The organism is Agrobacterium sp. SORGH_AS 787, assembly GCF_030819035.1.
Lineage (GTDB): Bacteria > Pseudomonadota > Alphaproteobacteria > Rhizobiales > Rhizobiaceae > Agrobacterium > Agrobacterium larrymoorei_B.
This window is the reverse complement of the sequence record NZ_JAUTBG010000001.1, coordinates 1,938,409-1,959,478: the sequence shown is the minus strand read 5'-3', so window position 1 is coordinate 1,959,478 and position 21,070 is coordinate 1,938,409. Positions and strand designations below refer to the sequence as shown.

The following is a 21,070-nucleotide window of genomic DNA, read 5'->3' as shown; positions in this document are numbered from 1 at the left end:
AAAGCGTTGTGACGGGTGGAGATGGTGAAAACAGGCGTCAATAGCCTCGCCCCATATCGACCGTGGGCGGAAGTATGCCGGCGCTGCGGTAGGTCAGAATATTGGCGGCCACGATCGCCGCTGCCGTTTCTCTGTCGGTTGGGGCAGAGATATGCGGCAGCACGGTGATTGCCGGGTGCTCCCATAACGGGTTTTCGGCGGGAAGCGGCTCGACATCGAAGACATCGAGAACCGCATGCTTCATGGCTCCGGCATTGAGGGCGTCAATCAAGTCTTCGGATACAACGACCGGTCCCCGCGCGAAATTGATAAGGCAAGCGCCTTTCGGCAAGGCCGAAAGCCGGGCGCCGTTGAGAAGTCCTCTTGTCTCTCCGGTCAGTGGGAGAAGGCAGACAAGAATGTCCGAGCGGCTGAGAAGGTGGTTCAGCCCCTTGTCGCCATAGACGGTTTCGACGCCTTCCAGCGATTTTTCCGCCCGGCTCCAGCCCATGACACTGAAACCTGCTTCCTTGAGACGAAGCGCAGAAGCCGTTCCCAAAGCCCCCATCCCCAAAAGGCCGACCGTGACCTCTTCGGGTCGCCGGTACGGAAGCTGCCGCCAGAGGCGTTGCCGCTGAAAATACGCGTAGGCGGGCATGTCGCGAAACAGATAATAGGTCCAAGCGAGCACCGCCTCGGCCATTGTCCGGCTGAGCTCTGGATCGATCAGACGTACGACCGGCAGCCGGCTCTCACCAAGCTCGCCGACGAGACGTTCGACACCGGCCCATACGCTGTGGATCCATTTCAGCCCCGGCAACCGCGCGATGTCCGCGGGATCCGGATTGGCGACGATGGCAATGTCGACCTGTTGCCGGGCCGCCTCATCGAGATGCCGGAACGGGATAATCGTTTCATCCGGCATTCGTCGCGACAGCGCGGTAAGCCAAAGCTGCTCTACGTCCTCGGCCATACGCGTCACGAGAGCGATCATCGGACGGTTTTCTTTTTGTATCTTGAGCGAGATCATTGGGCGAAGACGCTGTCGAAATCCTTGAAACCCTTGACCTCGATCGGGTTGCCGCTCGGGTCGAAGAAAAACATGGTGCGCTGCTCTCCGGGCTCGCCTTCGAAGCGGACCACAGGCGGGATGTCGAAGACGATACCGGCTTCCTCAAGACGTTTAGAGAGCGCCAGCCAGGCATCGAGCTCCAGAACCACGCCGAGATGCGGCATCATCACCATGTGATTGCCAACCTTGCCGGTGCGCGTCGTCTCGAAAGGTTTGCCGAGATGCATCGAGATCTGGTGGCCGAAGAAATCGAAATCGACCCAGGTTTCGGTGCTGCGACCTTCCTTGCAGCCCAGAACATCGCCGTAGAAACGGCGGGTCTCATCGAGATCGTTGACATGATAAGCGAGATGAAAAAGAGAGCGCATGGCGTTTCCTGTTTTTCTTGATGAGGCAAGGCTTAGCTTTCCGCCCGTGATTGTCTTAGAGCACGTTGCGTCGATTTGGACGCATTAAGGACGCGCTCACTCTTTGAACCTGTGCATCGTGCTAATCCGAAAATCGATTCCGATTTTCGGGCCGTTGCCGTAGCAGCGCCGCCTTGAGAAAGGCGACGATCAGCGGATGAGGCGCATCGGCCCGCGACGACAGTTCGGGATGACCCTGCATGCCCATGTAAAAGGGATGATCGGCCACCTCTATCGCATCGACGACCGCACCATCGACACCAAGGGCGGCGACCCTTAGACCATGCGCTTCCAGGTCTCCCAGGATATCTGGATTGAGCCTGAAACGGTGATTGCACCGGACGGTCGTATCGGAAAGAACAATATCCGCAAGCCGAGTGCCAGCGACGGTGCGCGTGATCTGATCGCCGCTGCGATGCTCCGGCAGCAGACCGCCACCGGCCTTTTCTTCTCCCGCCATGGCGAGAAACGTTTTGATACCGGCATCGGGATCGGCTTCCGCCAGATTGGCGCCACGGCGACCGAAAGCTTTCCAGGCAACCGCCGTCGCCATAGTTTGCATACCGAGGCAAAGCCCGACAGCCGGAACAGCATTCTCCAGCGCGAAGGCAGCGACCGCGGTTTGCCCGGGGACATTCTTCATGTCGGATCCACCGGGCAGAAGAACCCCCGCGTAAGGTCGAAGCACCATCTCGGCATCAGCCTCGCCAACATCGACCGGGTCGATAAAGTCGATGGACACCGGGACAGAGAGACTGTCCGCCGCGTCCGCAAGACTGGCGAGCGCCGAAGGGTATACGCCGATATGATCGCTCCTGGCGCCGATGAGCGCGATCCTCAATGCGGCATCGGACGCAGCCTCGGTAGGCGCAAGCGTGATGCGACCGAAGCGATCCCGCCAGGCGAGAACCGCCCCTGTGTCCCGGTTGAGAAAACGGTCGCCGTGATCATCAACGCTCACCACTCCGGTTGCGCGGACTGCAAGAGCCGACACCGCCTCCGCATCGGCCATGAAAGCCGGATGAACGGGTACGACGATGTCATCCATACGGGCCGCATCGAAGATCGCCTCTATTGTTGTCGGTGGGGCGACGGGCTGTCCCGATAGTCGCTCGAACCAGTAAAGCCCGCTTGCGGCCAGCCCGCCTTTGGCGACCGCATGCTGCTTCGCATCGGTATGACGCGACGTATCGAAACGGGCGTCGAGATGCATGAACCGATGGTTCTCACGGACCGCTACCGCTGCGGCAACGGCTCCGTAAAGCGCCGGACTGTCGGTGTCATGATGAACGAGGATAAGGCCCATCGTCAGCTCCGTTCGATCCGTGTTTCAGACGATCAAAAGATTGCGGTCGATCGTGCCGAGGACGCGATAACCGGTCTCTGTTATGACAATCGTTTCGCTGACGCCGACCGTGAAACGACCGTAGATGCGCAGCGCCGGCGGCAGGTGGAAGGTCATACCCGGTTGCAGTTCGGTCTTGACCCCTGCATTGAGGCTGAGGATGGCGCCCTCGCCCCAATCCGGCGCAAAGGAAATTCCGACGCTGTAGCCCAGGCGCTTCTTGAAGTTTTCGGTGTAACCGGCGCGATCAATCACCTTCTGGCAGGCAATATGCGGCACTTCGCATGCTTCACCCGGACGAATGGCGTCGAGAGAGACTTGCAGCGCCTCCTGGCAGACCTTCATCATGTCGGCCGCTTCCTTCGGCGGCTCCCCGATCCACGCCGAGCGCATCAAGGCGGCGTGATATCGATCGTGACACGCCGCCATTTCGAGAAAAGCCGGGTCGCCCGCCGCAATCGCGCGACGGCGCCAGGTGCCGTGCGGTACGCCTGTGCGCGGTCCGACGGAGAAGAGCGGCTCCATGCCGAGATATTCGGAACCGGCGGCGATGGCGGACCCCATCATCGCGGCCACGAGGTCGTTCTCGGTGGCGCCGACACGAATGGTGGCGAGGCCGGCGCGCATGCCCGCATCGACATAGGCGGCAGCCTTCTCAAGCTTCTCCACTTCAAGCGGCGACTTGATGGCGCGGAACGTTTCGATAACGCCGGCTCCATCGCCGATGGTACCAAGCCGAGCCTGCAACGCCTCGTAAACGGCAATAGGCAGGAACCATCCGCGCTTGTCGATGGCGATGCGCCTGGAGGCCAGTCCCCGGCTTTCGATCAGCTTGACCAGCAGTCCGATCGGGTCCTCACCGTCCTGATAGACGACGGCGTCGGAGATGAAGGTGTTGGCGATGAAGTTGAAATATTCGAGTTGGCGGATCAGGAATACCGGATCGCCGTCCGCTGGCAGGATCAGAGCCTGAAAAGTGTAGTAGCCCGGTGTCTGCTGGCCGGTTAGATAAAAGATGTTCTCCGGGCCGGTCACCACCAGCGCGTCGAGGCCCGCTGCAGCAAGTCCTTCGCGGGCGAGAGCCTGTCGGCGCGCATATTCTTCCTTCGGGAAGGCGGATTCCTGTCCCTGGATGATATCGCTGGGAATGGTCATGCTTCAAACTCCTTGACGAGATGCGCCTTCGACGCATCGAATTCCAAACCGAAACCGCTCGTGGCAGGCCCTTCGACACCGCCATCCCTGTAGAGAAGCCCGCTTGCCGCGTCGTTTTCGAGACCGTCGGCTCCGTAGAGTTCGGCAAAGCGGGGCCGGACCGCGCAGCTCAGATGAAGTGCGGCCGCCGTTGCGACCGCGCCTTCGTTCATCTGTCCGACCATGAAGGGAATATTGGCGCCCGAAAGCCGCTTGGCGGCGGCATGGCTTGCGGCGATGCCGCCCAGCTTGACGAGCTTCAGATGCGCCCAGAGAAGCCCCTTTGCAGATATGATCTCATCGACATCGGCGGCTGAGGCGACACTTTCGTCGAGCATCAGCGGCAGTGGGCTCGTCTCCGCCAGCCGTTTCAGCGTGTCCCAATCTCCGGCAGCGACCGGCTGCTCGACATAGGCAAGTCTGAAGCGGGCCAGCGACTGCAAATTCTCGACCGCTTCCGCTTCGCTCCACGAGCCATTGGCATCGATAGCAAGTTTGACGGCATCGCCGAAACGGTCACGCAGGGCCGCTATGCGGGCCATGTCCTCGGCAAAATCACCACCACCGACACGCACTTTCAGGTCGCGGAAACCGCGTGCCACATAGGTCTCGGCCTGGGCCAGAAACCGGTCGGTCGAGGATATGAAGAGGGTCTGGTTGGTAGAGTGCCGTACCATCGGCAAAGCCTCGCCGCCCAGCATCGCGCACACCGTGACACCCTGCTTGCGAGCGACGAGATCGTGAAGCGCGCTGTCGATCAACATCCGAACTGGCGGGATGACATCGCCCCGACCGGCCAACTCGCTCTGCATCGCATCGGGTTCCATCGACCAGTCCAGACCGTTCAGGACGTCCAACGCACTCCGAAGGCAGGTTTCCGGCTCTATACCGTTCAGATATGCAATATTGATGCGGACTTCACCTGTCCCGGCATGTCCACCATGTTCCAGCCTCAGATAGAGCGTATCGAGCCCGCTGACCGGACCGGAGGACGCGGTATGGAGGAGAAGCCCGCCGCCATATCGAAGTATGGCTCTGGAGAGGGACGCTCTCATGGGGCCGGCCGCAGCATCGTTCTGGCCACGTCGCGGTAGATGACGCTACAGGTGATGAATTCATCCACCGGCACGAATTCATCCGCCTTATGGGCGACGGACAGGCTGCCGGGGCCGATCACCGTTCCTTGTGCGCCAAGCGAACGGAAATGCACCAGATCGCAGCCGCCCTGAAAACCGAATGGGCCGGGATCGACAGTGCCGTTCTCCTTACAGGCCTTGAGACTTGCCAGGACGACGGGATGATCGGGCGCGGTTTCAGTAGCGCTGCCGGTCGTGGCCTTAAAGTCGATGATCTCCGCCTTCACGCCGAAACGATCATACGCATCCTTCAGCAAAGCGGCCAGTTCCTGCTTGACGACCTCTTCGTCCTCGCCTGGCACCATCCGGCGGTCAAGCAGCAGGTCGCAGGCACCCGGAAGGACGTTATCCGCATGACCGCCGCTGATGCGCGTCACCGTCAGGCTCGCCTCGCCGACGAGAGAATGCGTCCGCTTGCGCACGACGTCGTTGTGATAGGTTTCAATGAGTGTCAGAAGCTGGCCCGCGCGATAGATGGCGTTGTCGCCGAGATGTGGCGTACCGGAGTGGGCTGGGACACCCTGCACGCGCACCACGGGCCTGAGACTGCCCTTATGCGCCGAATAGGTCGTATTGGAGGTTGGTTCACCCACCACCGCGAAATCGATATTTGGCTTTGTCGAAGCGTAGTATTTGGCGCCTTCGCTGGCAATTTCCTCGTCGCCGACGAAGACACCGAGCAGCGTGCCGGACCATGTCGCGCGGTCTGCGGCCAGCATCCGCATTGCTTCGATCATGGCGATCAGTGGCCCCTTGCAGTCGCAGGCACCACGACCGAAGAGCTTGCCGTCCGCCTCCCGAAGCGTGAAGGCATCGGAGGTCCAGCCGTCGCCTGCAGGCACCGTGTCCATATGGGTATTGAAGGCAAAGACGGGGCCGGTACCGTTTTCCAGCCTGGCTTCGACATTGAAGCGTCCCCGCTTGTATTCGGTCAAAGAGACCGAGAAGCCTTCTTCTTTCAGCAGGCCCTCGACGTAAACAGCAACCTCACCTTCACCGCCTGGCGGGTTCTCGCTGCGAATGGCGATGATTTCCGCGAGTTCGCGTTTCATCCGGGCTGCGTCTGGCATATGAGTCATGATCGGATTTCACCTAGTGCAATATCTGGTCGAGGAAGCGTGTCGCCCGTTCGTTGACGGCGCCTCCGAAGAAGGAATCGCGAGACGCATTTTCGACCACTTCGCCGTCTTCCATGAAAATGATCTGATCGGCGGCGCGCTTGGCGAAGCCCATTTCATGGGTCACGACGATGCTGGTCATGCCCTCGCTGCTGAGATCGGCCATGACGTCCAGCACTTCGCGGATCATCTCGGGGTCCAGAGCCGACGTCGGCTCGTCGTAGAGCATCAGCTTCGGCTTCATGGCAAGCGCGCGGGCAATGGCGACTCGTTGCTGCTGCCCGCCCGAAAGTTCGTCCGCAAAAAAATCGGCCCTTTCGGGAATGCGCACCTTGCGGAGCAGATCCATGGCTATGTCATGGGCGTCGCTCCGGCTCATGCCGAGCACCTTCATTGGTGCGAGCATGATGTTTTCGATGGCGGTAAGATGCTGGAAGAGCTCGAAATTCTGGAAAACCATACCGATCTGACGGCGGACTTCCGTGGCGCGGCGCAACTCACGGGCGATGTCGTTACCTTCGAAGAAGATATTGCCGTCATCGGCTGGCTCAAGCAGGTTTGTGCAGCGCAGCAAGGTCGATTTTCCAGACCCGGACGGGCCGATAATTACCATGGTCTCGCCGCCGTGGACGTTCAGGCTGCACGCCTTCAAGATCTGAAGGTCACCGAAACTCTTGTTGATCCCCATGACCTCAAGCAGCGGCTGGCGTGCGGTGGCTTTGTTAACGTGCTCTTTCATCGGGCCTCTGCCTTTTCGGTAAGCGCAGTCAGGCGCGCCATCAAGGAAACGGGAGGACGCTTATCCCGTCGGCGCTTGCGGTCGAGCGCCCGCTCAAGGAGAAATTGGCCGCCCATGAAAATCGTGGTGAGCGCCAGATAGTAGATGCCGGCCGCCGTCAGCGCCTCGAAGTATTTGAAGTTGGAACTTGCGGTCTGGTTTGCGACCAGAAGCAGTTCTTCCACCGCCACCACCGATACCAGCGCGCTCGTCTTCAGCATGCCGATCATCTGGTTTCCTGTCGGCGGCAGGACGATGCGGGCGGCCTGAGGAATGACGATGTAACGCATGACGGCAAACCGGCTCATGCCAAGCGCAAGGCCAGCCGTCCGTTGGCCTTTCTTGACCGCCTGAAGACCGGAACGAATGATCTCCGCCATATAGGCGCCCTCATTCAGCGACAATGCGATCACGGCGCTGGCGAAGGCGGACAACATGATGCCGAAGGTCGGCAGTACGTTGTAAATGAAGATGATCTGGAACAGCACCGGGGTGCCACGGAAAAGCCAGAGATACAAAAGCGTGACAATCTGTAACGCCTTTACGCGGGATTCCTGCAACAGAGCCACCACGAGACCGGCGATCATTCCGAAAAATAGCGAGATGACCGTTATGATCAGCGTCAGTAACGCGCCGTGGAAGAAAGCGGGTGAAAAGACATAGTCAAAGACCAGATCAAGCGACATCCCGCTCTCCTTTTCTCTTTGTTATGGGGCGGTCAGTTGAAGATCGACACCGATGCCGGCAGCTTCCATTTTTCGATCAGCGTCTTGTAGGTGCCGTCGGCGACGACCTCCTGCAGCGCATCCTTGATCGCCTTTTGAACAGCCGTATCACCCTTGCGGGTCGCCATGCCGATATTGGTATTCGATTCGAACTCTTCTCCGGCAACCTCGTAAACGCCGGGCGTTTCGGTCTGCAAGACGACAGCGCCGGGGGTCGAGTCGAACTCGGCATCGGCACGTCCCTGCCGCAGCGCAAGTGCGGAGTCCTGCCCTGTAGGGAACGTCAGAACCTTAACCGCGGCAAGACCCTTGCCCTTGCAGCGCGCATCGTCGGCACGCGCTTGGCTCTCTTCAATTCCACCAAGTGTCACGGCAATCGTTTTGCCGCAGAGGCTGTCGTCACGACCGGTGATCTTGGACGGATTGCCCGCACGCACGACAACCTGATTACCTACCTTGAGATAGGGAATGAAATCGACCTGCTCGGATCTCTTCGGGTTAATATACATGGCAGAGTTGATGATATCGATACGACCGGCCAAGAGTGCCGGGATCAGACCCTGAAAGTCCATGCTCATCGGCTTTGTTTCAGCCTTCAGCTTCTTGGCAATAGCGGAAATCAGATCGATGTCGAAACCGGTCAGCTGACCATCCTTCTGAAATTCAAACGGAGCAAACGTCGCGGCGACGCCATATGTGAGGGTTCCTTTTTCCACCAATCCGGTGGACGGCAACTCAGCGGCAGACGCCGAGGCGACAATGGCAAGCGACAGCATCGATGTAGCGAAAATGGTCTTGAGCATGCGAGTCCCCTTGTTATTGTTAGGTCAGATTGCATTTTCTTTTAACAACAATACAATTTAAAAAATTTCGGTGTCAAGCGAGAAAGTGAAATATTGAGCAATGCGTATGTATGCTCATTTTTTGATCTTATTGATGAATTTCGCTCCATATTCGATTTTTTCGAGTCTTAAATTGAGTTTGAATGCCGGATTGACCGCACTTCGACCGTTGAGCGGATAGACTTTTGTCGATGAACGGCTATTAGTCAGGATGCAACTATCAGCTTTACGATTGTACGATGTCAGAAAACGATACAAAAACTTCGAGTGCGGTGACAACGAATGCCCAGCAGAGTAGGCACCGCCTTGCCAATCAAATCCTTGACCTCATTCGCGACGCGAGATTTGAGATCGGACATCATCTGCGCGAACAGCAACTGAGCGACATGCTCGGCGTATCCCGCACGCCCGTCAGAGCTGCCCTCACCTTACTCGCGGAGCGTGGCATTGTAGAAGCGCGCAAAAATCAGGGCTTTTTCCTCAAGGCCCAGCATCTGACACTTCACCGCACAGAACTCGAGGTGCCGGTCACGGCTGGCGAGGATCTTTATGCCCGCATCGTGGAGGACCGGCTGTCCGGCATTCTGGGTGACAGCGTCACCCAGGCAGAACTGACACGGCGCTACAAAGTCGACCGGACTCTTCTGCTGCGCACCTTGACCCATATGGTCAATGACGGCTTGCTTTCGCGCAACAGCGGTCGCGGCTGGACGTTCCGCCCAACCCTCGATTCACAAGTGGCCCTGCGCGATAGTTATGATTACCGCAGCACTCTGGAACCGGCCGGGCTGCTTTTGGGCAGTTTCAAGTTTGACGCCGGATTGCTCGAACGATCGCGCCTGGAGCACATCTACCTCGAGGGCCATCCCGACATCGCAGCCGTCGATCCCCGTCTCCTGTTTGATACGGACGCGCAGTTTCATGAAATGATTGCGGGCTTCAGCGGCAATATTTTCTTTCTTCAAGCCATCCAACAGCAGAACCGATTGAGGCGTCTTTTGGAGTTCGGCGGCTATTCCAACCGCCGCCGTGTGCGGGATTGGTGCCGCGAACATCTCAACATCATCTCAGCAATATTCGAAGGCGACACCATCAAGGCATCGGAACTGATGACGAAACATTTAAGCGCCGCGAGAGCTGCGGCTCGACATTACCCAAAACCGAATTAGGACGGAAGTCGGTCGAGATCCCGTTCCCCTGCGATGCTCGATCGCGAAGACTGTCCAAATGAACTCATTTTGGCGAAGGCGAGCGGAGTAATTTTTTAGAGTTCGGTGACCGTCGAACTCTCAGGTGGCACCTGGGTTCGTGCGCAACCCGTCCATGACCAACCGAACGATCCTTTGGGCGCGTAAACGCCAATCGGGTCCTTCCGGTATGGAGTATACCCCGAAGAGCGCATTCAGAACGTCTGCGGCGTCAATGTCTCCTTTGACGGCATGGGCTTCGCGCGCATGGGCCAGAAGGTCTTCAAAGGCGGTATGCAGTAGCGTTGAGCCTTCCGAAAAAAGAGCGGAGTTGGATGTGAACAAAAGTTTCAGACTGTTCGCCATGCCCCGTTTCGTCGCCATGTAATCGACGAACCGGTACATCCATTTTTCGACGGCCATTTCGGGTTCTTCTTCGGCCATAAACGCGCGCGCGGCTGCGGCAAGAAGCTCCAACTCACGCCGATACACGCTCTCCACCAGATGTTCACGTGTCGGAAAATGCCGATAGAGCGTGCCGATGCCAACACCTGCACGCCTGGCAATGTCTTCAAGCGATGCGGACGCTCCCTGCTCAGAAAATGCCAGTGCGGCAATCTCGACCAGTTTTTCGCGGTTTCGCCGGGCATCCGCACGCAAAGGCGGGTGTTTGACCGTTGGCGTAGGTTCCTCGGGCACTTAAGGGGGCGCTCCATAAGAAATGACTTGACGAAAGATCGTAAGCCACTAAGTTAAACGGAGGCGCCTCCGTTTATGGATGCGCCATTCGTTTCCTTAAATCAAATAGGAGGCGGATGTCATGCCAAAATCAGAAAATGGCGATGAAGGCCGGTAGCCGTACCGTTCCACAAGAGCCCAACCATCCGTCTCTTAAGTTGACGTCGAAATCCTGGAGGCACCCGTGACTCGATCGGTAAATACCAACACGAATAACAATGGTGCGTCTCATTGGTTGCCTCGAGACGACAAGATTTCCGTTTTGCCTGCACCTCACAAGGCCCTTTCAACCGATAGAGCCTATGACATTTTAAACTTTGCCATCGACAGCACGGCGGCAGGACGTCACGTGGCCCTATGCACCCTGGTGGAGATACGCGGCGGCTCCTCGCGTCCAATTGGCGCGCATATGGCGGTCAGCGAAGACGGGCGTTACTGCGGCTACGTGTCCGGCGGGTGTACTGAGGCGGCTATTGCCGCTGAAGCCTTGCAGGCCATGAGGAGCGGTCACGACCGGTTCGTTATGTTGGGCGAAGGGTCGCCCTTCTTCGATATCGTTTTGCCCTGCGGAGGCGGGATTACGGTCTCCATTCACCTTCTCAAAGCCGTCGAACCGCTCTGTTCCGTCAACAGGCTGGTGGATAATCGTCAGTGCGCATCACTTCGTTATATGCCCGGCCCCCGGCAACTTTCGCTTGAGCCGGAGGTGACAACAACCGGCTGGGACGACGATGTGTTCGTCACCTGCTACCGGCCAAAAGTGCGCATGATTTTTTCCGGGCGCTCCCTTGAGGTGGAGACAACCGCCCGAATTGCCGAGGGTGCGGGCTATGATGTCATTCTCCCGGACGGTGCGAGCAGCTCCCACATCGATCCTTCGCTGATTGATGCCGACACAGCAGTGGCTCTTCTTCAGCACGATCTAGACCAGGAAATCCCGCTGCTTGAAGCCGCGCTTGCCGCATCGCCGTTTTATATTGGAGCTCTCGGCAGTTCCCGGACACATCACAGACGGGTCGAGGGATTGCGCCAGCGCGGCCATTTGGAGGAGGCGATCGGTCGGATCAAGGCGCCAATCGGAGTTTTCGCAAAAGCAAAAGACGCGCAATCTCTGGCGCTCTCCGTTATCGCCGACATCGCCGCCTCGCGGCAGGCTCACGTCGCACGGAACGAGAGCATCCCCGCGAGACCGTAGTCGGAAGCGCTTCATAACAAAGAACTTGGGCTGAAAACCGCTGCTTTAATTGTCCCGGCGATCGGCCAACGGCAAACATGACCAGACGTTCCACAGGTGCCGCGAGTGCGTTTCCAACGCGGCCTGTCAGATGAGGGAGATATCCAATGCGATTCATCATAAACGGAACGGCAGTGGAGGTAGAGGCGGATATCCGCACCTCGCTGCTTGATCTTATGCGTAACTATCTGGGGCTGACCGGCACGAAGAAGGGATGCGATCAAGGCGCGTGCGGCGCTTGCACCTTGCTCGTGGATGGCGAGCGTATCAATTCCTGCCTCGCGCTCGCTGTTCAATATCAGGGACGCAGCATCACGACCGTCGAAGGCCTTGCCGCAAACGGCAATCTTCACCCTCTGCAGAAAGCCTTCATAGAGCATGACGGCTTTCAATGCGGCTACTGCACGCCCGGCCAACTCTGTTCCGCCGTGGGTATGGCGGGCGAACTCGAACGAAATATCCCAAGCGTCGTCACCGCCGATCTTTCGAGCGACAGTGTGACCGTGGATGAGACCGAAATTCGCGAACGCATGAGCGGTAATCTCTGTCGTTGCGGTGCCTATAACGGCATCGTCGAAGCCATCTCCGAGACGCTGACCCATCAGGCAATAGTCCAGACCGATGAGAGGGCACGCGCATGAACATCTTTTCCTACCATCAGGCGTCGGACGCCGCCTCCGCCATCACTCTCAAGCAAGCGGGTCCCACAGCCAAATATCTGGGCGGCGGGACCAATCTCGTCGACCTCATGCGCGAGACCGTTGAGAGACCGGCAACACTGGTCGATGTCACCCGCCTCTCCAGTGCCATAGAGCAACGCACAGATGGCAGCCTGCTGATCGGAGCAGGTGTGACAAACACGGCACTCGCAGCCCATGGTGCGGTGAGATCGCAGTTTCCGCTTCTGTCACGCGCCATTTTGGCGGGCGCCAGCGCGCAAATTCGAAATGTAGCAACAGTCGGCGGCAATATACTCCAGCGCACCCGCTGTCGGTATTTCTACGACAACGCTGCCCGCTGTAACAAGCGCCAGCCTAATTCCGGCTGCGATGCGGTGGGCGGTTTCAACCGTTACCACGCAATCCTCGGCGCATCTGAAAGCTGCGTCGCGACCCATCCATCAGACATGTGCGTGGCATTGGTCGCACTGGACGCAGCGGTTCATCTTGAAGGCCCGTCCGGCACGCGCCTATTGCCATTGCGTGCGCTTCATCGCCTGCCAGGGGCCACGCCTGAGATCGAAACCGAACTTCATCCAGACGATCTCATCACCGCCATTGAGATCCCGGCCCTTCCCTTTGCCCGCAGGTCCGCCTACCGGAAAGTCCGGGATCGCGCGAGCTACGCCTTCGCTCTCATTTCCGTTGCTGCCGCGCTTGAGATCAACGGCGCTGGCTATGTGACGGACGTGAGGCTTGCGCTTGGCGGGGTTGCCCACAAGCCGTGGCGAGCGCTGAAGGCGGAAGCGCGCCTTCAAGGCCAGAAGGCAAATGCGGAAAGCTTTGCGGCAGCGGCCAAAGCCGAACTCGCTGACGCCATCGGCTTGCGGGACAATAGGTTCAAGATCGAACTTGCTAAACGCACGATCGTCGCGGTTCTTGAAGAATTGAAGGGAGAAAACGCATGAGCGCCGAAACCCAGACGCTACCAAAAACAGCCAAGCCAGGTCGCTGGCAACCTGCCGTTACGACCGATCCACTTTTGCGCAAGCATGGATCGCTCGGACAATCTGTATCGCGCATCGAAGGCCCAATGAAGGTGCAGGGCAAGACACGGTTCGCGGCCGAATTTCCCTATGACAATATCAGCTATGCAGCGCTGGCCTTCAGCACCATTGCACGCGGTCGCATCGTCGAACTGAACGTCAGCGCGGCACAAGACGCGCCGGGCGTCATTCTCGTCATGACCTATAAGAACGCGCCAAGGATGAAGGCGCCATCGCTGATGATGTCGTCACCCACAGCGGCAGGCGCCACCGATCTTCCGGTGATGCAGAGCGACGAAATACACTGGAACGGTCAGCCCATCGCTGTCGTCCTGGCTGAGACGCAAGAGCAGGCGGATTACGCCGCTTCCCTGGTCACGGCAAAATACGACGTGCTGCCAGCGATCACGTCTTTCGAGCAAGCCAAGACGTCGCCGCGGCAACTTGAAACTCTGCTTGGCCAGCCCCCTTTCGTCGAGATTGGCGACGCCGAAACCGCACTTGCCAAGGCCGACGTGAAGGTCGATCTGGTTTACAGAACGCCGCGCCACAATCACAACGCCATCGAATTGCATGCGGCGACGGTTATCTGGAATGATGATGAACTGCGGGTTCATGATGCAAGCCAGTTGCTCGACCTGATTACGGGCCAGCTTGCGGACATTTTCGATCTTGATGTCAGCAAGGTCCATGTGACCTCGCCCTATGTCGGTGGTGGCTTTGGCGGAAAATGTCTCTGGGACCACCAGATCCTGGCCTGTGCCGCGGCCAGGCTCGCAAACCGCCCGGTGCGCATCATGCTGTCTCGCGAAGGGGTCTTCAGAATCGTCGGCGGCCGCACGGTCACCGAACAGCGTGTAGCCCTGGGCGCAAGGGCAGACGGAACGCTCGACGCCCTGATCCACACGGGAACAGCCGCGATGACGCGGCACAATTCCTGCCCCGAACAATTTACCTTTCCCGCGCGCCACCTCTACGCTGCCAGAAACTTTCGTCTCGGCCAGGACGTCGCCGATATGGACATGCTGGCAAACACCTTCATGCGAGCACCAGGGGAGTCGGTTGGAACCTTCGCACTGGAATGCGCGCTCGATGAACTTGCCGAAAAATTGGGGCTGGACCCGATCGAACTGCGCCGACGGATCGAGCCGGAAACGGATCCGACAACCGGCAAACCATTTTCTTCCCGCTATCTCATCGAAGCCTACGAGAAGGGGGCGAAAAAGTTCCGTTGGGACAGCCGCAGCAAGACGCCGCGCCAGAGGCGTGAAGGCGAATGGCTGATCGGTATGGGATGCGCGACGGCGACCTATCCCTATCACCGGTTCCCCGGCGGCGCCGCGCGTATCAAGCTGACGGCGGACGGCCACGTGACGGTTTCAACCGCCGTCCACGACATGGGGATGGGAACAGCGACGGCGCAGGTCCAGCATCTTGCCGCACGGCTGGGCTTGCCGCTCGATCATGTGACCTTCGAGTATGGCGATAGCCGACTGCCAAAGGGTGTGATTGCGGGAGGCTCGACACAAACCGCCTCAATCGGCGGCGCAGTCATCGCTGTAACTGAAGTCTTCGTTGAGGAATTGATCAAGCTTGCCGGAAACGACTCTCCACTGGCAGGACTTTCGCTTTCCGACGTGGATACCAGAGACGGTGGTTTAGCGCATATCAATGACAGCAGCCGCTTCGAGAGCTACCAGTCGATCCTCAAGCGCGCCGGGAGAGACGAACTTGTCTGTGAGGCGGAGGCACCCGCACCGGCGGAAATGCAAGCTTTTTCCATGCATTCTTACGGTGCACAGTTTTGCGAGGTCCGCGTCAGCGCAGTAACGGGCGAAGCGCGCGTCTCGCGTTTCTTGGGTTCTTTCGACGCAGGGCAAATATTGAACCACAAGATGGCGACCAGCCAGTTCAAAGGTGGGATCATCATGGGTATCGGTCTGGCTCTTACCGAAGAAACGAACTTCGACGAGCGAACGGGGCGCGTCGTCAATGCCTCCCTGGCAGACTACCACGTGCCGGTGCAAATGGACGTCCCCGCAATCGACATCCTTTACACCAACAGGCCCGATCCCCAGGCTCCCATGGGGGCACGCGGCATCGGAGAGATCGGCATTACCGGAGTTGGGGCAGCCATCGCCAACGCAGTCTACAATGCAACGGGTGTGCGCGTGCGTGACTTGCCCATGACCTTGGACAAACTGATGACCGGTCCGGATTGACGAAACAGGCAGGGTTTAAACACCCCGGGGTGAAGATCAGATCGAATGCGAGTCAGACACAGAGCCGTGCCTGACCGCCATGAGATTAAAAGCTGATCTTTGCCGTCAATGTCGCGTTGAGCGGCTCACCAATGGAGTTTCCAAGAGCTGTCGTGCCGATTGAGGAGGTGTAGTACGTTTTATCGAAAATGTTCTTCACATTAAGCTGCAGCGCGATGGGTCTCTCGAAATTCAACGTGTAGGTCGCGAAAGCATCGACGACAGCATAACCGGGAAGGAAATACGCGTTGTCGTTCATGCCAGCACGCTCTCCGACAGCGCGCACACCGGAACCCACCTTGAGGGTGTTGCCGCTCCCGCCAATCTCGCCAAAATCATAGGTTACATAAAGCGAGCCGGTGTGTGCGGGCACATTGACAAGACGCTTACCAGCATAGGTGGGATCTTCGAGGACCTCTGCATCAGTGTATCCATAGCTGGCAATGATATCGATGTCATCCGTCAGCGAACCAGCGACATCGATCTCAAAGCCTCGTGAGCGCACGAGACCTGCGGTCTTGACCACGGGCATTCCATTATTGTCCAGCGCCGAATAGGCGACATTCTTTTTCTCCGATGTGTACAGGGCGAAATTTGCCGTAAGGCCGGACGCAATCTCGAATTTGGCACCAACCTCATAGGAAACGCCTTCCTCCGGGTCGAGATTGCCGTAAGGGTTAGCGATGGAAGACTGTGGTCGAAATGTCTTCGCGGCGTTGGCATATAGGGAAACATCAGGCGTCAGCTTATAGACGATCCCGGCATTGGGGACGAGCGCATCACCATGGCTGTCCGTATTCGTTTTGAAGGGGCGTCCTTTGCCTGCCACCAGATCGTAATATTGATAACGCAGACCTCCCACCACAATCCACTGATCGCTCAGATGCCAGTTGTCTTGCAAATACAACGAAGCTGTACTGAGGATCTCCGTCTGGTCGCTGTCGGCCCGCGAAACCGTGGTACAGGCTGGCAGTGTTCCGTAGACCGGATTATAGATGTTGAAACCCGTAACATTACCACATCGCAGGAGATCGGTTCGCAGCGTGTTGGCGTAGTCGTAGGAGGCACCGATCAGGATTTCGTGCCGAAAATCGCCGATCTCGACATCGCCGGTCAAATCCGTCCTGACGGCATGATTGTAAATAGTGGAGCCTTGCGTTGCATCAGCACGGCGCTTGAGGACGCCGGTTGCTGGAGTGTATTCCATGACGCGCGCCTGATTGTCGGAATACACATTGCGGCTGTAGCTATAGTCAATGCCGAGCTTCCAGTCATCCGAGAGCTGGCGGTCGATATCGACCTGAAAGAGATCGGACTTGCCGTCGGTGACATTATAGGGCTCATCGAAGCGGGTTTTACGATCCACATTGACCATGTGGCCGGTGGTCAAATCAAAGATCGTACCGCGATCGAAGGGCGTGCTGTAGTCCTGGTGCATGTAAGACACCGTCACATCCGTGTCTTCACCGGACCAGGATAGCGATGGTGCGATCAGCCAATCCTTGGTTTCGCCGAAATTGCGCCAGTAATCGATGTGCCTGTAATCGCCGATAAGCCGGTATGACAGGTCGGTGCCTTCAAGCGGGCCGGTCACATCGAAACCTGCCGACCCACCGCCGAAGCTGGAAGCACTAGAATAAATGTCGGCGGAGAAAGTGTCCTCTGGTTTCTTCGTCACGACATTGATCATGCCGCCTGGATCCAGGATACCGTAAAGCGTGGAAGATGGTCCCTTTAGCACCTCTACCCGGTCCGTCGTCGCATTGAACGAACGGTTCAAGGCAGTCTTCATCCCGTTGATCAGAATCGAGCCGTCTCGGTTGTCGCCGAAACCACGACGAATGATTGAATCTTGCGTGCCGCCCAGCGTATTCGCCTGTGAAATACCGCTGATGTTTGCCAAGGCTTCATCCAGGCTCGTCGCATGCTGATCCTGAAGAACCTCTTGGCTGACGACATTGACGGCCTGGGGAATATCCAGCAGAGGGGTGTTCGTGCGAGTGGCTGTGGACGTCGCGACGGGTTGATACCTGTTCGTGGCGGCGTCAGCTGCCCCGTTGATCACGATCGTCGAAAGCTGGGTTGGGGCAGCATCCTGCGCGGTCACGCGCTTGGTTTTTTGCCGAGATAGTTCCTGGGCATATGCCGAGCTGCACGCTGCCGCAAAGATACACGAAACAAGCAAGATCGCCGTTGAATGTTTTAAATGTCTCGCTTGTCCCATGATGCGCCCCAGGTATCAAAACTCATGAGCACGTCCATGGATTTCATGACTGTAGTAGTCAATTTTTAATTTGACTACATCTGACCGAGACTGTCCGAAAATGGCCCGGAATTAAGCGATATCTGGAGGCGATCAGCCGAACGCCAAGCGCACTACCCCCGTCAAAAACAACTTTTAAAGACAAAAATATTTGACTACTACAGTCATGATATGCACGTCGTTGCGCCAGAGAAGTTGAAAGTTGACGATGAGCGAAGATACGAAATCTGGCGGCGCCATCTTGTTGGACGCCCAGGCCCTCTCAGCGGCCTACGGTGCCAACGTCGTTCTTGACGATGTCAGCTTCCTCGTGCGCGAAGGGCAGTTGACCGTGCTGGCAGGACCAAATGGTTCAGGCAAGTCGACCCTGCTTTCGCTCCTGGCGCGTATATTGAAGCCCTCCCATGGTGCGGTGCTGCTCAATGGACGGGATATTTCCACGACCCCGAGCAAAGAGATTGCCAAAAAACTCGGTCTCCTCCCACAGGCGCCGCTCGTTCCCGAAGGCATAACCGTTTACGATCTCGTCTCGCGAGGCCGCTATCCGCATCAGGGCTTTTTAAAGCATTGGTCGCAGAGCGACGAGGCGGCGGTAAAGCAGGCTCTTTCCGCGACCTCTCTGGCAGACCTTGCCGGACGCGCTGTCGACAGCCTGTCTGGAGGACAAAGGCAGCGTGCCTTTATTGCCATGACGCTCGCCCAGGAAACGTCCGTCATCCTTCTCGACGAGCCCACGACCTTTCTCGATCTGCGCTTCCAGAACGAGGTGATGGATATGATCGGGCGGCTGACGAGCGATCTGGGGCGAACAGTCGTTGCGGTTCTGCACGATCTGAATGCCGCCTTCCAATATGCAGACCGTATCATCTTCATGAAAGCGGGCCGCATTCACACCATTGTCGACGATCTCGCCGTCTGCTCGGAAGAGTTGATTCGTGACGTCTTCGAAACGACCGTCACGCGGCTGAACCATCCGGCGACCGGAAGACCCGCTTTTCTGCCTGTTCCGGGCTTCAGGAGCAATCCGTGAGAGCAGCCCCCCTCACCGCGCCGACAGTCTCAAGATGGGCGTTGCTGGTGCCCCTGGCCGGATTGACACTGGTTTTGGCTCTCTTACACCTTTCCATCGGCGCAAGGGGAATGCCCCCTTCCGTCGTGCTCGACACCCTCTTTTCCTTCGATCCCGCCAACTTCAATCATCGAATTCTCTTTAGTTTACGGCTGCCACGTCTATGCGCAGCGCTCCTAAGTGGCGCTGCGCTGGGCATCGCCGGCCTGCTGCTACAATCGCTTCTGCGCAATCCACTCGCGGAGCCCCATATTCTCGGCCTCAATGCCGGTGCCAGCCTTGCCGTGGTCGTGGCGACGGCTCTGCCTGCGGCGATCCAGCCGACCATAGTGGAGCGTCCGCTTCTGGCCGCTTGCGGCGGTGCCGTCGTCTTTGCCGCCGTCTTCGCTCTGTCTTCCGCCGGCAGACTTGGCATGACCGTAACAAAGCTGGTTTTCTGCGGTATAGCGCTTTCTGCACTCGCTTCGGCCCTGGTCTCGGCCATCCTACTGCTTGATCAGGAGACGCTGGAGGCCGTTCGTTTCTGGCTTGTCGGTGATCTCGCGGGCGCGTCCTGGCAGCAGGTCATCGCGGCCCTTCTACCTCTCGCCGTTGCTGGCGCCGTTGCACTGGTCATTGCTCCCCGTCTCGATGCTATGGCGCTGGGAGACGCGTCCGCGATCAGTCGCGGCGTGCCTCTCAAGACGACGCGGCTGGTCGGACTTGCTGCTGCGGCCCTCGCATCGGGAACCGCCGTTTCGACCGTTGGACCGATCGGCTTCGTGGGTCTCATCGTCCCCGGTTTAGCAATAAGGCTTACCGGCGGACGGCATCTTCATGCCGTGATGCTGTCAGCCTTGGGTGGCGCCGCCCTGCTGGTCATGGCTGATATCGTCGCCCGCAGCATTTTGCCAGGCCGCGAAGTCGCGACAGGTATCATGACGGCGCTTGTCGGCGCTCCCGTGTTTCTCTTGATCGTGGCGCGGAGGCTGTGATGGAGACGGTTTCAAACTACGTGTCTGTCAGAATTGGCACGTTCTCCGTGCGGTTCCATTTGCAGCGTTGCCTGATGAGCCTGGGGCTCGCCATCCTCTTGCTCGCTTGTGCCATTGCGGCACTCGCAATCGGCAGCGGGCACGCTGGCTTTGGAGATGCCCTCGCCTTCCTTACCGGAATGTCCTCGCATACCTACGACATCGTCGGCGACCTGCGCGCGCCTCGTGTCGCCATGGCGCTCGCTTGTGGCGCAATGCTTGGTCTATCGGGTGCGGCACTCCAGGCTCTGACCCGAAACGGGTTGGCGGATCCTGGCTTGCTCGGGGTGCGAGAAGGCGCGAGCCTCGCTGTGATCGTCACGATCCTCAGTTGGCCTGCCGCTCCGCTTTACCTCCGTCCGATCGTGGGCATGGCGGGCGGACTTACTGCCGCACTCGTCGCCATGTCGATGGCGCGGTCACTGTCTCATATCCGGTTTATTCTCATCGGGATCGGCATTTCCTGGTTTCTCTCTGCCATCATCGCACTGATACTGGTAAGCGCCGACATCGATAACGTGCAAGCCGCCATGATATGGATGGCGGGTAGCCTATCGGGTGTTCAGCCAACGCTGCTGCCGCTTGCCTGGACATGCCTCATTCTTGGAGGCGGTATGCTCGTTCTGACAGTCCGTGCTGCTGAGGCAAGTCTTTTGGGAGAGATCACGGCAATCGGCCTTGGCGTTCGAACCAACCGCTACAGGCTGATTGCGATTATTGCGTCCGTGCTAATGACGGCAGCTGCCGTTTCCTGCGCGGGCAGCCTTGGCTTTGTCGGACTGCTCGCACCGCATCTGAGCCGTTTCATCATCGGTGGCGGCCAGGCTGCACTGCTTTCCGGGAGCGCCTTGATCGGCGCCGGGCTGGTTCTTCTGGCGGATACGCTTGGTCGTACCGTGTTCGCCCCGGTTCAGATACCCGCTGGCATCGTCCTTTCCGTTCTGGGTGTTGTCCTGCTTGTCGGTCTGCTTTGGCAGCGACGGCACCATATTTGAGGAGCTTTT

General features: G+C 58.3%; 19 protein-coding genes. 8 read left to right on the top strand and 11 right to left on the bottom strand.

Going from position 1 to position 21,070, the window contains the following annotated elements; translation table 11 throughout:
- Positions 1–37 precede the first annotated feature (37 nt).
- The 9 genes from QE435_RS08615 to QE435_RS08575 all read right to left on the bottom strand — a co-directional run bounded on the left by QE435_RS08615 (position 38) and on the right by QE435_RS08575 (position 8,557).
- The gene (locus QE435_RS08615; protein ID WP_349040973.1) at positions 38–973 is read right to left on the bottom strand and encodes a glyoxylate/hydroxypyruvate reductase A; all 936 of its coding nucleotides are present in this window, start codon (positions 971–973) and stop codon (positions 38–40) included.
- Positions 974–1,005: 32 nt separating this feature from the next.
- Positions 1,006–1,419, bottom strand: a complete 414-nt coding sequence (locus QE435_RS08610) for a VOC family protein (RefSeq protein WP_349040972.1) — start codon at positions 1,417–1,419, stop codon at positions 1,006–1,008.
- A gap of 121 nt (positions 1,420–1,540) precedes the next feature.
- Complete coding sequence (locus tag QE435_RS08605; RefSeq protein WP_349040971.1) at positions 1,541–2,764, bottom strand: gamma-glutamyl-gamma-aminobutyrate hydrolase family protein; 1,224 nt, start codon at positions 2,762–2,764, stop codon at positions 1,541–1,543.
- A gap of 24 nt (positions 2,765–2,788) precedes the next feature.
- A complete protein-coding gene (locus QE435_RS08600) occupies positions 2,789–3,958 on the bottom strand; it encodes a Xaa-Pro peptidase family protein (RefSeq protein ID WP_349040970.1) in 1,170 nt (389 codons plus the stop codon).
- Positions 3,955–5,052: a mandelate racemase/muconate lactonizing enzyme family protein gene (locus QE435_RS08595; protein WP_349040969.1), complete on the bottom strand. Its 1,098-nt coding sequence runs from the start codon at positions 5,050–5,052 to the stop codon at positions 3,955–3,957. Before QE435_RS08595 ends, QE435_RS08600 begins: the two co-directional genes overlap by 4 nt.
- Complete coding sequence (locus QE435_RS08590) at positions 5,049–6,212, bottom strand: M20 family metallopeptidase (protein ID WP_349040968.1); 1,164 nt, start codon at positions 6,210–6,212, stop codon at positions 5,049–5,051. Before QE435_RS08590 ends, QE435_RS08595 begins: the two co-directional genes overlap by 4 nt.
- Positions 6,213–6,225: 13 nt before the next feature.
- On the bottom strand, positions 6,226–6,990 hold the full coding sequence (locus tag QE435_RS08585) for an amino acid ABC transporter ATP-binding protein (protein ID WP_349040967.1): 765 nt from the start codon (positions 6,988–6,990) through the stop codon (positions 6,226–6,228).
- Positions 6,987–7,715: an amino acid ABC transporter permease gene (locus tag QE435_RS08580; protein WP_306927654.1), complete on the bottom strand. Its 729-nt coding sequence runs from the start codon at positions 7,713–7,715 to the stop codon at positions 6,987–6,989. The genes QE435_RS08585 and QE435_RS08580 overlap by 4 nt, the downstream gene beginning before the upstream one ends.
- A gap of 32 nt (positions 7,716–7,747) precedes the next feature.
- The gene (locus QE435_RS08575; protein ID WP_349040966.1) at positions 7,748–8,557 is read right to left on the bottom strand and encodes an ABC transporter substrate-binding protein; all 810 of its coding nucleotides are present in this window, start codon (positions 8,555–8,557) and stop codon (positions 7,748–7,750) included.
- Between the two features lie 278 nt (positions 8,558–8,835).
- Here QE435_RS08575 and QE435_RS08570 point away from each other — a divergent pair, with 278 nt between their 5' ends.
- Positions 8,836–9,765: a GntR family transcriptional regulator gene (locus QE435_RS08570; RefSeq protein WP_349040965.1), complete on the top strand. Its 930-nt coding sequence runs from the start codon at positions 8,836–8,838 to the stop codon at positions 9,763–9,765.
- 120 nt (positions 9,766–9,885) lie between these two features.
- Here the strand turns inward: QE435_RS08570 and QE435_RS08565 are convergent, their stop codons facing one another.
- Entirely contained in the window at positions 9,886–10,482 is a 597-nt protein-coding gene (locus tag QE435_RS08565) for a TetR/AcrR family transcriptional regulator (protein ID WP_349040964.1), read from the bottom strand.
- A gap of 274 nt (positions 10,483–10,756) precedes the next feature.
- On the opposite strand from QE435_RS08565, the gene QE435_RS08560 reads away from it, so the two are divergent.
- The 4 genes from QE435_RS08560 to QE435_RS08545 all read left to right on the top strand — a co-directional run bounded on the left by QE435_RS08560 (position 10,757) and on the right by QE435_RS08545 (position 15,682).
- Positions 10,757–11,716: an XdhC family protein gene (locus tag QE435_RS08560; protein WP_349041161.1), complete on the top strand. Its 960-nt coding sequence runs from the start codon at positions 10,757–10,759 to the stop codon at positions 11,714–11,716.
- Positions 11,717–11,862: 146 nt separating this feature from the next.
- Positions 11,863–12,396 carry a 2Fe-2S iron-sulfur cluster-binding protein gene (locus QE435_RS08555; RefSeq protein WP_349040963.1) on the top strand — a complete coding sequence of 178 codons (534 nt, stop codon included), beginning with the start codon at positions 11,863–11,865 and terminating at the stop codon, positions 12,394–12,396.
- Positions 12,393–13,382, top strand: a complete 990-nt coding sequence (locus QE435_RS08550) for a xanthine dehydrogenase family protein subunit M (RefSeq protein WP_349040962.1) — start codon at positions 12,393–12,395, stop codon at positions 13,380–13,382. Before QE435_RS08555 ends, QE435_RS08550 begins: the two co-directional genes overlap by 4 nt.
- Entirely contained in the window at positions 13,379–15,682 is a 2,304-nt protein-coding gene (locus QE435_RS08545) for a xanthine dehydrogenase family protein molybdopterin-binding subunit (protein WP_349040961.1), read from the top strand. Before QE435_RS08550 ends, QE435_RS08545 begins: the two co-directional genes overlap by 4 nt.
- 85 nt (positions 15,683–15,767) lie before the next feature.
- Here the strand turns inward: QE435_RS08545 and QE435_RS08540 are convergent, their stop codons facing one another.
- Complete coding sequence (locus QE435_RS08540) at positions 15,768–17,828, bottom strand: TonB-dependent siderophore receptor (protein WP_349040960.1); 2,061 nt, start codon at positions 17,826–17,828, stop codon at positions 15,768–15,770.
- 364 nt (positions 17,829–18,192) lie between these two features.
- On the opposite strand from QE435_RS08540, the gene QE435_RS08535 reads away from it, so the two are divergent.
- The 3 genes from QE435_RS08535 to QE435_RS08525 are packed head-to-tail and all read left to right on the top strand — an operon-like array spanning position 18,193 to position 21,061.
- On the top strand, positions 18,193–19,014 hold the full coding sequence (locus QE435_RS08535) for an ABC transporter ATP-binding protein (protein WP_306927673.1): 822 nt from the start codon (positions 18,193–18,195) through the stop codon (positions 19,012–19,014).
- Positions 19,011–20,027, top strand: coding sequence for an iron ABC transporter permease (locus QE435_RS08530; RefSeq protein ID WP_349040959.1), 1,017 nt, complete (start codon positions 19,011–19,013; stop codon positions 20,025–20,027). The genes QE435_RS08535 and QE435_RS08530 overlap by 4 nt, the downstream gene beginning before the upstream one ends.
- Positions 20,027–21,061, top strand: coding sequence for an iron ABC transporter permease (locus QE435_RS08525; RefSeq protein ID WP_349040958.1), 1,035 nt, complete (start codon positions 20,027–20,029; stop codon positions 21,059–21,061). Before QE435_RS08530 ends, QE435_RS08525 begins: the two co-directional genes overlap by 1 nt.
- Positions 21,062–21,070 lie beyond the last annotated feature (9 nt).

Excerpts from the sequence above, each read along its gene's own strand:
- QE435_RS08615 (WP_349040973.1), bottom strand. The coding sequence starts at position 973 with ATGATCGCTCTCGTGACGCGTATGGCCGAGGACGTAGAGCAGCTTTGG.
- QE435_RS08610 (WP_349040972.1), bottom strand. The coding sequence starts at position 1,419 with ATGCGCTCTCTTTTTCATCTCGCTTATCATGTCAACGATCTCGATGAG.
- QE435_RS08605 (WP_349040971.1), bottom strand. The coding sequence starts at position 2,764 with ATGGGCCTTATCCTCGTTCATCATGACACCGACAGTCCGGCGCTTTAC.
- QE435_RS08600 (WP_349040970.1), bottom strand. The coding sequence starts at position 3,958 with ATGACCATTCCCAGCGATATCATCCAGGGACAGGAATCCGCCTTCCCG.
- QE435_RS08595 (WP_349040969.1), bottom strand. The coding sequence starts at position 5,052 with ATGAGAGCGTCCCTCTCCAGAGCCATACTTCGATATGGCGGCGGGCTT.
- QE435_RS08590 (WP_349040968.1), bottom strand. The coding sequence starts at position 6,212 with ATGACTCATATGCCAGACGCAGCCCGGATGAAACGCGAACTCGCGGAA.
- QE435_RS08585 (WP_349040967.1), bottom strand. The coding sequence starts at position 6,990 with ATGAAAGAGCACGTTAACAAAGCCACCGCACGCCAGCCGCTGCTTGAG.
- QE435_RS08580 (WP_306927654.1), bottom strand. The coding sequence starts at position 7,715 with ATGTCGCTTGATCTGGTCTTTGACTATGTCTTTTCACCCGCTTTCTTC.
- QE435_RS08575 (WP_349040966.1), bottom strand. The coding sequence starts at position 8,557 with ATGCTCAAGACCATTTTCGCTACATCGATGCTGTCGCTTGCCATTGTC.
- QE435_RS08570 (WP_349040965.1), top strand. The coding sequence starts at position 8,836 with ATGTCAGAAAACGATACAAAAACTTCGAGTGCGGTGACAACGAATGCC.
- QE435_RS08555 (WP_349040963.1), top strand. The coding sequence starts at position 11,863 with ATGCGATTCATCATAAACGGAACGGCAGTGGAGGTAGAGGCGGATATC.
- QE435_RS08550 (WP_349040962.1), top strand. The coding sequence starts at position 12,393 with ATGAACATCTTTTCCTACCATCAGGCGTCGGACGCCGCCTCCGCCATC.
- QE435_RS08545 (WP_349040961.1), top strand. The coding sequence starts at position 13,379 with ATGAGCGCCGAAACCCAGACGCTACCAAAAACAGCCAAGCCAGGTCGC.
- QE435_RS08535 (WP_306927673.1), top strand. The coding sequence starts at position 18,193 with ATGAGCGAAGATACGAAATCTGGCGGCGCCATCTTGTTGGACGCCCAG.
- QE435_RS08525 (WP_349040958.1), top strand. The coding sequence starts at position 20,027 with ATGGAGACGGTTTCAAACTACGTGTCTGTCAGAATTGGCACGTTCTCC.